General features: G+C 48.9%; 8 protein-coding genes. All 8 read left to right on the top strand.

Annotation, left to right across the window (positions count from 1 at the left end):
- Positions 1–155: 155 nt before the first annotated feature.
- The 8 genes from FXO21_RS00465 (at position 156) to FXO21_RS00430 (ending at position 11613) form a co-directional block, all read left to right on the top strand.
- Positions 156–1364: an ROK family transcriptional regulator gene (locus FXO21_RS00465; RefSeq protein ID WP_149638251.1), complete on the top strand. Its 1209-nt coding sequence runs from the start codon at positions 156–158 to the stop codon at positions 1362–1364.
- A gap of 115 nt (positions 1365–1479) precedes the next feature.
- Positions 1480–4212, top strand: coding sequence for a PQQ-dependent sugar dehydrogenase (locus FXO21_RS00460; RefSeq protein ID WP_225865504.1), 2733 nt, complete (start codon positions 1480–1482; stop codon positions 4210–4212).
- 330 nt (positions 4213–4542) lie between these two features.
- A complete protein-coding gene (locus FXO21_RS00455) occupies positions 4543–6915 on the top strand; it encodes a TonB-dependent receptor (protein ID WP_149638250.1) in 2373 nt (790 codons plus the stop codon).
- Positions 6916–6951: 36 nt separating this feature from the next.
- A complete protein-coding gene (locus tag FXO21_RS00450) occupies positions 6952–8184 on the top strand; it encodes a DUF4374 domain-containing protein (RefSeq protein WP_149638249.1) in 1233 nt (410 codons plus the stop codon).
- Positions 8185–8332: 148 nt separating this feature from the next.
- Positions 8333–9208 carry an AraC family transcriptional regulator gene (locus tag FXO21_RS00445; protein ID WP_149638248.1) on the top strand — a complete coding sequence of 292 codons (876 nt, stop codon included), beginning with the start codon at positions 8333–8335 and terminating at the stop codon, positions 9206–9208.
- A gap of 100 nt (positions 9209–9308) precedes the next feature.
- Positions 9309–9641 carry a hypothetical protein gene (locus FXO21_RS00440; RefSeq protein WP_149638247.1) on the top strand — a complete coding sequence of 111 codons (333 nt, stop codon included), beginning with the start codon at positions 9309–9311 and terminating at the stop codon, positions 9639–9641.
- A 3-nt stretch (positions 9642–9644) separates the two neighbouring features.
- Positions 9645–9944 (top strand): hypothetical protein, encoded by a 300-nt coding sequence (locus tag FXO21_RS00435; protein ID WP_149638246.1) that lies wholly within the window; start codon positions 9645–9647, stop codon positions 9942–9944.
- A complete protein-coding gene (locus FXO21_RS00430) occupies positions 9934–11613 on the top strand; it encodes a PepSY-associated TM helix domain-containing protein (RefSeq protein WP_149638245.1) in 1680 nt (559 codons plus the stop codon). Before FXO21_RS00435 ends, FXO21_RS00430 begins: the two co-directional genes overlap by 11 nt.
- Positions 11614–11678 lie beyond the last annotated feature (65 nt).

Here is an 11678-nt window from a genome sequence, read left to right as displayed (position 1 = left end):
TCCCGGCGCTTAAAAGCGAATAGCCCAAAGCCAACAGCCAACAGCTAATAGCTAAAAGCTAACAGCTAAAGGCCAAAAGCTAATAGCCAAAAGCCAAAAGCTGCATTATATTTCTGAAAGTATCTAAGTTTGGACAAGTATCACAGCAAAAATATATGAGTCGGACGATTCGGTTAACGGGTGTCGGGGGGAAGCCGTCGGACCCTAAGAAGGTTATTCTGAGACATTTTGCAAACAATGGAAATACAACGCTTCCTGACCTGAGCAAAGAGCTGAATGTAGGCGTGCCGAAGGTTACGTCACTGGTGAGCGAGCTCATTTCGGAGGGGCTGATAAAGGATTATGGCAAAATAGAATCAACCGGAGGCAGGAAGCCCAATCTGTACGGGATCGTGCCCGACTCCGCTTTTTTTATCGGTGTCGACGTCAAGCAGAGCCATATTAATATTGGCCTGTCGGATTTGCAGAAGAACCTGGTGCGCATTTCTGAAAAATTGCCGTTCAGGCTCGACAATACACCGGAGTCCCTTGCATCGCTATGTGGCTATATTCAGGATTTCGTCGAAAAGCTGGATGTTCCCGCAGAGCGGGTACTCGGCATTGGAATCAACTTGTCGGGGCGGATCAATTATACGACCGGGCATAGTTACAGTTTTTTTCATTTCGACGACAAACCCCTTGCCAGTGTCATCCGGGAAAAGGTAGGCATTCCGGTATTTCTGGAAAATGATTCCAGGGCAATGGCTTACGGGGAATTTTGCGCGGGGGTTGTCGAGCAGGAGAAGGATGTGCTGTTTTTAAATCTCGATTACGGCATTGGAGTCGGTATCCTCTTCGACGGGCAGGTATATTACGGCAAATCCGGGTATGCCGGCGAAGTAGGCCACATCCCGATTTTTGACAACGAGCGGATCTGTCATTGCGGAAAAAAAGGCTGCCTGGAAACCGAAGCTTCGGGCTGGGCGCTCACCCGGATGTTTCAGGAGAAGCTCGCCGGCGGCTCTTCTTCGGTACTGACTTCGGTCAGGGGCATCAAGCCGGAGGATGTGACAATGGACGACATTATAGAAGCGGCGTTAAATGACGATGTGCTGGCAATCGAGCTGATTGCCCGGGTTGGAGAAAACCTCGGCCGCGGTATTGCTGCCCTAATCAATGTATTGAACCCGGAAATGATCGTGCTCGGAGGAAGCCTGGTTTCAACGGGTGATTATTTGTACCTGCCAATCAAAACAGCGTTGAATAAGTATTCATTAAGTCTGGTGAATAACGATTCCAAGCTTAAAATATCCAGGCTCGGAGAGCGTGCCGGAATTCTGGGAGCCTGTCTGCTGGTAAGGGACCGGCTTTTGGAAATCGAATAAGAAAATGGCGCTTTTTTACCTTACTAATGATAAATACAATCGGGATCCGACAATGTAAAATCAAATATTATAGCGGCGTTTTCTCGAAATATCTTAAACCTAAGCCCTTTTAATAGTGAATCATGTCAAAATAATCGGCGGGCTGCTGGCAGCCTGCCTGCTAAATCCCGCAACACTCATTACTGGTTCCGAAAGTGGAGGCATCGACCGGTTTTCCTCCGGTGAAAAGCCGGGATTTCGGCAGGATCGTGTAGTGGTTGCTAAGCAAAATACTTCACTGCACGCACCGGACAGTAGCCGCTTTTCGCATATGATGCTTGCTCAGGGATTCGACGAGCCTATGGAAATGGCTATCCTGCCCAATCTGAATGTCCTGATCGTTGAGCGTAAGGGTGCGATAAAGCTTTACGATGCAGGTGCAAAGCAAACCAGGACCATCGCTCATCTTAAGGTTTTTAGCGGGATCGAAGACGGCCTGCTAGGGGTGGCGATCGACCCTGATTTTGAAAAAAACAATTGGATCTATTTGTATTATGGTGTCGGCGGAGACCAGAATGTGAGCAATCTGGAACGTTACGAACTCCGCGGCGACCAGATCGATATGGCATCCAAAAAGGTACTGATGCAGGTTCCTACCCAGCGTACCTACTGCTGCCATTCTGCTGGTTACCTTACTTTTGGCTCCGATGGTCTGCTGTATTTATCTACCGGCGACAATACCAATGCAGAGGAAATTGAAGGGCACAACCCGACGGACGAGCGGCCGGGCCGGGCACTTTCCGATGGCCAGGGAACGACGGCGAACACCCGCGATTATCGTGGTAAAATACTGCGTATCAAGCCGGAAGCGGACGGTACATATTCGATCCCGGAGGGAAACCTTTTTCCCAAAGATGGCTCGAAGGGCTTTCCGGAAATATATGTGATGGGTTGCCGTAACCCTTTTCGGGTGTCAGTGGACCCCAAAAACCAATACGTATACTGGGGCGATGTCGGCCCGGATACCAATGTTCCTGCGGAGGAAAATTTCCTGAGTTACGATGAAATCAATCAGGCAAGGAAGCCGGGATTCTTCGGGTATCCCTACTTTTTGGGTAATAATGAAGGTTTTCCCAAATATGACTTCGAAACGAAAAAGGAAGGCCCCAAACAGGATCCGCTGCATCCTGTAAACAATTCGCCTAACAATACCGGTATCAAAGAACTGCCGCCTGCGCAGCCTGCCATGATCTGGTACGGAAAAGGCCCATCGAAACGTTGGCCGATGGTTGGGAAAGGGGGTGCCAGCGCAATGGCAGGCCCGGTTTATTACAGTGACCAGTATCCCAATGCAAAATACAAGCTGCCCGACTATTACAATGGTAAGCTCTTTATCTACGACTGGATACGCAAATGGATCATGGCCGTAACGATAGACGAAACCGGTAACTACGCAGGTATGGAGCCATTTTTGCCGCATTTGAAATTCGTTGCGCCTATTGATATGAAAATAGCGCCGGACGGGGCTATTTATATGCTGACTTACGGAACCAACTGGTTCGCGAAAAATGCTGACGCAGGCCTGCTGCGGATCGAGTATTCGGAAGGAAACCGTAACCCGATTGCAGATATCCAAATAGACAGGCAGTTCGGAGCGGCGCCGATGACGGTTTCGCTGTCCGCAGAGAAATCAAGAGATTATGACACCCAGGACAAACTCAGTTTTGAGTGGAAAATAGGCGAAAAAAAACAAACAGGAACCACAGTTAAGCATACATTTACCAAAACAGGTATTTACGATATATCCCTCACCGTTTCCGATCAGCAGGGTGGTACAGGTGTGGCCACGACGCAGGTGAAGGTAGGCAATACCCCTCCGGAAATAGTAGTGCAGAGCAGCGCGAACAAGAGCTTTTACTGGGATAATACTTCATTTGACTATAAAATAAACGTTGCAGACGCGGAAGACAAAACGATTAACAATGCAAGCGTAGCGGCATCTTTCAGCTACCTGAAGTTCGGCAAAGATCTGGCTTCGGCTTTGTCCGGCGCAAGCCATGGCAACATCAAATATGCTGCGACTGAAAAACTGTATGCTTCCCTGGATTGTAAAGCCTGCCATACCATGGACACAAAGTCGATAGGGCCGGCCCTGAAAGAAATCGCTAAACGGTACGCCGGAAAAGAGGGTGCTGACCAGCAGCTTGCAGGTAAGATCATTAAAGGAGGAAGCGGAAATTGGGGGACTTACGCAATGCCACCGCACATGGACCTGCCTGAGAAGGATGCCCGCGATATCGCCGGTTATATTCTATCGCTCGGAAAAGAGCAGCCCCGGCTGCCTTTGCAGGGTAATATCCGGCTGACCGAGCACGTCGGGCAGGGGAAAGAAGGGGCTTATGTGTTGCAGGCGAGCTACACGGATAAGGGTGCCAACGGGATCGAGCCATTGAAGAGCAGCGGCCATGTCGTATTGCGCAATCCGCTGGTCCAGATGGAAGATTTCGAAGAGGGTAGCGCCAATGTATCGATTGGTACGCTCAATACAGATTATGTTTCATCTATCTGGGCCAAAAACGGGAAATATGTGAGTTTCAGGCAAATTGACCTGACGCGCATTAAAAAGATCAGGATACGGATACAGCAGCAGGGTGCCGGCGGTTTGCTGGAAGTGAAATTGAAAAGTCACCAGGGTGTAGCGATCGGTAGTCTGACTATGCCCGCCGGGCAGGACAAGGATAATTGGAAGGAGCTGGAAATCCCGGTAACAGCGACGGCTGGCTTCCATGACCTTTATTTTACGTTTTCAAATCCGGACAAAAATAAAGTCGGCTTGTTTTTTATAGACTGGATTTACTTTGAAAACTGATTTGAGGTTCAGATAATCCAGCTAAACCGGCAGATTGTATAAGTATTAATGCAGCTAATCACATACTTTTGTGCCACTATTTAGAATAAGTCTATTTACTAATAGAAAGATAATAATAGTTAATGAAATAATCCAGTACGGGAAATAGCTGCTTACGCTACTGTTAAAACAGAACGATGCCACTTTTTAAATGAACAATATGAACTGAACATTGTACAGGCTTCAATAGAAAACATCAAATCATAAAGCAAAAAAAAGCCGGATGGCTGGTACCCATCCGACTCCCGCGCCGAGGCGCTGCGCTTTTAAAACGCTGAACATTTTAAAGCAATGCAAATTAGTAAAATTCTGCATACAGGGCTGTTTTGTGTCCTGGTGATCATAGCCTTTGCCCAGCAGCCAATATCCCTGACGGGGCAGGTCCGCTCGGACGAGGGAGGAGTCCTGCCCGGGGCCTCGGTCAGTCTGAAAGGCACCGCTTACGGGGCCGTCGCTAATGCCGAGGGTAAATATGCCATCGAAAACGTTCGCCCGGGCGCCTACCAGTTGCTGGTGACTTTTATGGGCTACAAAACATGGTCCAAAGAGGTTACCATCAAGGCCGGCGAAAATGCCAGACAAAATTTCAAACTGGTTCCCGAAACACGCGAGCTTGAATCATTATCGGTGATCGGCAGGTCTGAAACGCGGGAGGTAAACCGGCAGGCATATAATGTCACGGCCATCGACGCGCGGAAGCTGCAAAACTCGACACTGGATCTTTCTCACGCATTGGACAGGGTGTCGGGCGTGCGGGTGAGGGAAAGCGGGGGCGTGGGTTCCAATATGAATTTTTCGCTGAATGGTTTTACAGGCCGCCAGGTCAAATTTTTCCTTGACGGCGTGCCGATGGACAACTTTGGTTCGTCTTTTCAGCTTAATAATATCCCCATCAACCTGGCCGAGCGGGTAGAGGTGTACAAAGGCGTAGTACCGATCTGGCTGGGCTCCGATGCGCTGGGCGGCGCAGTCAATATTGTAACCAATACCCGGCAGAACAGCTACCTCGACGCATCTTATTCATATGGTTCATTCAATACCCACCGAACGGCGATCAATGCCGGATATACAGCGAAAAACGGCTTCACAGCGCAGCTGAATGCATTTCAGAATTATTCAGACAACAATTACTGGATCAATGTAGATGTGGCGGATGTAAATACGGGCGAATATTTCCGCAACCAGCGTCTGCGCCGTTTTCATGATACCTACCATAACGAAACGGTGATCGCCAATGTAGGTGTGGTTAATAAAAAGTACGCCGACCGCCTGCTGCTGGGCATTACTTTGGGCAAAAATAAAGCCGAGATCCAGACCGGAGCGCGTATGGTGAGCGTGTTCGGGGCATGGCACCGAAAGGGGAACATTGTCATGCCGAGTCTGAAATACCAAAAGAAGGATCTGTTTGTCAAAGGATTAAGTGTAAATATCTCAGCCAACTATAACCTCGGGCAAGAGCAGAACGTCGACACGGTGTACCGCCGCTACAACTGGTTTCAGCAGTTCAAACAATACGAAGGCCTGGGCAGCGAGCGCGAAAGGTCGCTTTACAGGTTCCGGAACAACAATGGCCTGGCGACTGCAAATGTGACATATCAGCTCAACGAGCGCCATTCTTTGACTATCAACAATGTCTATAACACCTTCAACCGCGAAGGAAAGGACGAACTTTTCCCCGACGCGGAAAAATACGAACAGCCGAGGATCAATAAGAAAAATGTGCTCGGGCTGGGATATAAGTTCGATTACAGTGAGCGCTGGAATACCTCTGCATTCGTGAAGCATTTTTCGCAGAGAAATAAATACTCGGTCTCCTATAATCCGAGCGGGAACTGGGGGGATAATGCATTTCTGGAACAGAAAAACAGGTGTACAAAGCTGGGCTATGGCATTGCTTCCACTTATTTTCTTTCCAAAAATCTGCAGTTGAAAGGTTCATTTGAAAAAAGCTATCGCCTGCCCGAAACCGATGAGCTTTTTGGCGACCTGATTAACCTGGAAGGTAATATTGAACTGGAACCGGAAACGAGCTACAATTATAACCTCGGGTTCAGTTACCAGGGCAATATCAGCAGGGTCCACCGGTTCAGTGTAGATGCAAATGTGCTCTACCGCGACGCGCAGGGCTTTATCCGCCCGAGACTGAATGCCAATCAGACCAAACAGGTGATGGACAACCTGGCCGATGTGACCAACTTCGGGGTAGACGGGGAGGTGCGTTATTCATACAAACAACTGCTGACCGCAGGCGTGAATCTGACTTACCAGGACTTGCGCAACAACACCCGTTTCGAAGAAGGCTACACCGTGGAAAGCCCGCTTTACCGGGACCGCATTCCGAATATGCCCTTCATGTTCGGGAATGCCGACGCGGCACTGTTCCTGAAAGACTTCGGGAAAAAAGGCAATACGCTCACCGTGGGTTATAATCTCTTATTTGTACACGCCTATTACCTGTACTGGCCAAGCCTGGGCAGCGACAAGCTCGATATTCCACGGCAGCTGAGTCACGATGTCAATGTGGTTTACGCGCTGGCGGACGGCAAATACAACGTCTCCCTGGAATGCAAAAATCTGCTTGATGCCAAGCTGTATGACAATTTCAGCCTGCAAAAGCCAAGTCGCGGTTTCTACGTCAAATTACGCTACTTCATCAGTAAATAATTCCGATCAATTTTATAAATCAATCCAAATCAGAAAATGAAAAAATCATATTTAAAATGGGTTTTCGTAGTAGGGACAGGCCTATTCCTGGGTGGTTGCAGCGACGACAATCCTTCCGGGCCAACTCCCGAGCCGGGCACAGGAACTGCGCGCTACGTGGTGGCCTCGGCGCCGGTCGGCTCGCAGGATGGTGTGGCCGATTACCTGTTGACTACCAGCGATCTTACGCAGGGCACGATCAGCACAGTCGGTCAGGGGATTGAGCAGGATGGGTCGTACCGGTACTACCTGACACACAAAGGCAAATTTTTCAGCCTGCTGTACGGGCAAGGCAATCCGGGCGCAGTAACAACTTATGCACTGGACGAAAAAGGTGCGTTGCAAAAAACATCTGATTTCCAGGCGGAAACTGTTCAGGTATTCACCACGGCCGGCGACGATATCCTTACCATCAAAGTACCCCGCAGCGGCAATGAAAGTGCTTCCTGGTTTCGCATCAATGCCGATCAGTCCAAAATCGTCAGTGAAGGGCAGGTTAACATCGTAAAGCTTGCAGGCAATGGTGAGCGGGCGCATTTCACCTGGGCGACGCAGGTTGGTGACAAAATTTTCGCTCCTTATATGAGCATCAAAGGCGCGGCGCCGGATGTATTCGGGACCGCTTATCCCGACAGCAGCTGGATCGCCGTGTTTTCGTACCCTTCTATGACCTACGAAAAAACGATTAAAGACAACCGCACCAGTTTCATCGGATCTTATTTCAACAACGGTCTGGCTGTGGACGAAAATGGGGATGTGTATGGATTTTCGCCCGCGTCGGCTACTAATGCCGGGAAAGAATCATCAACCAAACCTTCGGCTTTCGTTCGTATCAAAAAAGGCACCACCGAGTTTGATCAGAGCTATTTCTTTAATGTGCAGGAAAAATCAGGCGGGCACAAAATCTCTGATCAGACCTACCTGGGCAGCGGAAAGATCCTGCTTTATATGTATGGGGACATTAACGCCACTACCGGCAATGCGAAACTGGCTATTGCGGACCTGTACAACCAGACATTTACATGGGTAACCGGCGCGCCCAATGCAATCGCTTCATCATCTGCATCTTACAATAACAATACCGTAAGCGAGGACAAGAAAAGTGTTTACGTTGGTATCAACACAGAGGCAGGCAGCTGGGTATACACCATCGACATTGCAACTGCGACGGCCAAACAGGGTTTGAAAGTGGAAGGCGGAGCGATTACCGCTATCGTGAAGGTGAAGTAGTTTTCTGAAACCCACCGCTCCCTGCTTTTGCGGGGAGCGGCGGCAGACTGATCATCGGGAAGGAAAAAGCGGGCACACGGTTTTGTTATTAATTTTGCAGCGGTTGGATAGCAATATTTGTAATACATCAGACGGGAGGCGGAGATATATGAATAGCGTAACAAATCAGGCAGATGTGAAGGATGCGGACCCGGCATTGCAGGACTATCCGCTCCACGACCTGGGTGATGCTTTCTTTGAAATAGCCACCATTGAGGATGCCGATACATATTTCTTCAAAGGCTTGCACCGGCATGATTTCTACGAATTGCTGTGGTTTACCGATGTCAGAACGGATCAGTTTCACTATATCGATTTCAATAGGTTTCCAATCGCCGACAACCAGGTATTCCTGCTTCTGCCGGGTCAGGTGCATAGCATAGAGCAACGCGGCAAACGCGGTTTTTTGATGGCTATTTCCAAAGATTTCTTCGAAAAGGAAATGGGTAGCGACCTGTTAAGGCTCTGCAACTATTCGGGCAACTTTGCCGTCGTGGTCCCTGAGAGCGGGACTCAGGTTTTAAATACATTACTTGGCCTGATCAAAATCGAATATGACGGTGCGCGGCGCCCGGCGATACTTGAGTCTTATCTTCGGAGCTGGTTCCTGCATTGTATCGAGCTGCAAAAAGAGATCAGTACCGCCTCTCACACCGACCCCCGCCTCCACACGCTGATCGAATTCATTGAAACACATTACCGAAAGCAACGCAGCGCCGATTTTTATGCAAAACAACTCTCTATCAGCGCCAAGCGCCTGAACGAACTGACCCGTGAATCGTTTGGCAAAACAATCAGCCAGATGATCAGTGAGCGCCTTATTCTGGAAGCCAAACGGGAGATCGGCTACATCGAAAAGCCGATCAAGGAAATCAGCTATGCGCTGGGTTTTTCGGAACCTTCGTATTTCACCAGGTTTTTCGGAAAACAGACAGGTTATGCCCCGCTGGATTTCAGAAAACGCATTGCGTCATTAAATAACTGAAAAACATTTTTGCCTGAAAGATTTTCGGTTCGACCATCCAAAATCGGCGGCGCGTATCTACCTTGCATTGTATTTTTAATTATTCTGAATAATAATAGTAATGTTCAGTACCATTTGTTTACTTTTTCTGAGCGGTTTCATTCTGTGGATGAATACCTCCGGGCGGATCTCGTGGCCGGATAAAAACCGGATCATGTCCGGATTGGCATCTTCTCCTGCTTATTGCCGGTATGCCGCTTTTGCGCTGTTTCTCGCAGCAACGGCGCTATGTGTAGTGCAATTGGGTCTGGGCAGCGGGATTTTTGCGGCAATAGTTATTCTGATGACCGCCGGATCAGTTTCCGTCCTGTTTTTTCCATTCCCCTACTTCGGTATCAAAAGCATTACAATACTCTATATATGCGCGCTTGCGCTTGAACTGATCATTTACTGACCTATGCCTGCCAACAAAAAGTACCTGACCCGCTCACCCTGGCTGCGCCTGAGCAAGATCCTCGCCGGATCAGTAGGGGGCTACGCCGTGATGATGAGCCTGCACCTCTTTTTTACGGCCTTTTTGCCAAAAGAAAACGTGATCATTACCGCCTATTTCACGGGTTACATACTGTGGGCATTTTTGCTGCTCTATGCTTTCATCGCACGCAATGTCTGGCGCGTCTGGGCGCTTTACATTATTCTTAGCCTTGTGTTTTCATTGCCTTACCTGCTGAAATTCAACCTCAATCATGGATCTTAGGAAATACAACATCTATTTTCATACCCACACGATCAGCGGGATCATCATTGCTGCGATATTGTATGTGATCTTTTTCGCGGGGTCTTTTTCTTTTTTTAAGGATGATATTTCAGCCTGGCAAAAAGGGAAATCGATCGTCGCGCAGCATCCGGTACAAAAGTTCAATCCCGTTATCGATTCGCTGGCTGGCAAGCACAACCTGCTGGGCCGTAATTTTGATTTTTATGTTCAGCGGCAGGGTCAGGGGACTTACGTGAGTATGACCGCTTCTTCGGATACCACCGTTACCAAGCCAAAGCCAAAGCCGAAAAGGGAAGGCAAGCGAAAAGGAAGGGGCAGAAGGGGCGGCGATGACGATTCGGCTTATTTTCTGTACAGCTTTACCGATCAGAAGGCCGCCGGGGATTATTCCGAGGCTTATGATATGGGCGAGTTCCTGTACCGTCTGCATTTCCTTGCCCAGCTCAATCAGGTATTTCCCTTCGATATCGGTACACCCTTTGGCTATCTGATCGCCGGTATCGTCTCGTTTCTGTTCCTTTTTGCATTGATTACTGGTTTGCTGCTGCATTGGGACAAGATCAAATCAAACTTCTTTGTGTTCAGGCCCGTCAGTAAATGGAAGACGGTCTGGACGGACATGCATACTGTACTGGGTGTGATCGGATTCCCTTTTCAGCTCGTTTTCGCCGTGACCGGCGTGGTGCTGATCGTCAACTATGTGATCCTGGCGCCATTCACCGACCTGCTTTACGAGGGAAATTCGGACAAACTCTATGAAAGTCTGCAATACAACCGCAGTATGACCGCTGAATACACTTACAAGCCCATGAAAGCCGGTTTTGACCTGGATGCATTTGTATCTGAATGGCAAAATAAATGGAAGGGAAGCGAGATCACCCGCGTGGCGATCCGTAATTATATGGATGAAAGTATGCAGGTCAGCGTGGAGTCGAAGCCCAACCCGGAAACTAACTTTGCCGGATCGGGACTGGTGCACGTAGAAGTAGCTTCTGGTAAAATGCTGGCGCAAAAGTCGCCTGTCGACGGAGGCAATTATATCGATGGCGTGAAAAGCCTCGTATTTCACCTGCATTTCGGCGATTTCGGTGGCAAGCCGCTGCGTATTGTGTTCTTTATTTTAGGTTTAATGGGCTGCGCGGTGATCATTTCGGGCATTCTGATCTGGTTTGTGGCCCGCGATAAGGTGGCAACCGAGGCGCATAAGCGCAAGTTCAACTTCTGGGCCAGCAATGTGTTCCTTGCGGCTTGCCTGAGCATGTTACCCGTGACTGCATTTACATTCATTATGCTGAAAGTGCTGCCCAAAGTAGACCAGTCGGCCATTTACCATACCTACTTTTACAGCTGGCTGATTCTGTCGCTATATTTCATCATCCGAAGGAACTTCCCGCTCATGAACCGCCAGACGCTGCTTTTGTCGGTTGTACTATGCCTGGGTGTGCCTCTTGCCAATGGTATCTCTACGGGACTTTGGATGTGGACAACCTGGCAGCAGGGTGCATTCGATATTTTCTTCATCGACGCACTGTTCCTGGTGCTGTCGGCCTGCTGTGCCTTTGCCTATCGCCGCGTAAAGCTGGAAGCGAAGCCTTTCAAGGTTTTAGAGAAGAAAAAGGGGAGAGCTGCACTTGGGGTTGGGGTGTAGTTAAAAAGCGCGAATATTGGGCCGATCATAGGTTCATTCACAATTACTTATCCATTTATTATAAA

Origin of the sequence: Dyadobacter sp. UC 10, from assembly GCF_008369915.1 — a bacterium.
Classification (GTDB): domain Bacteria; phylum Bacteroidota; class Bacteroidia; order Cytophagales; family Spirosomataceae; genus Dyadobacter.
Note: the sequence above shows the minus strand (reverse complement) of the source record. Positions and strands in the feature narration are given on the sequence as shown.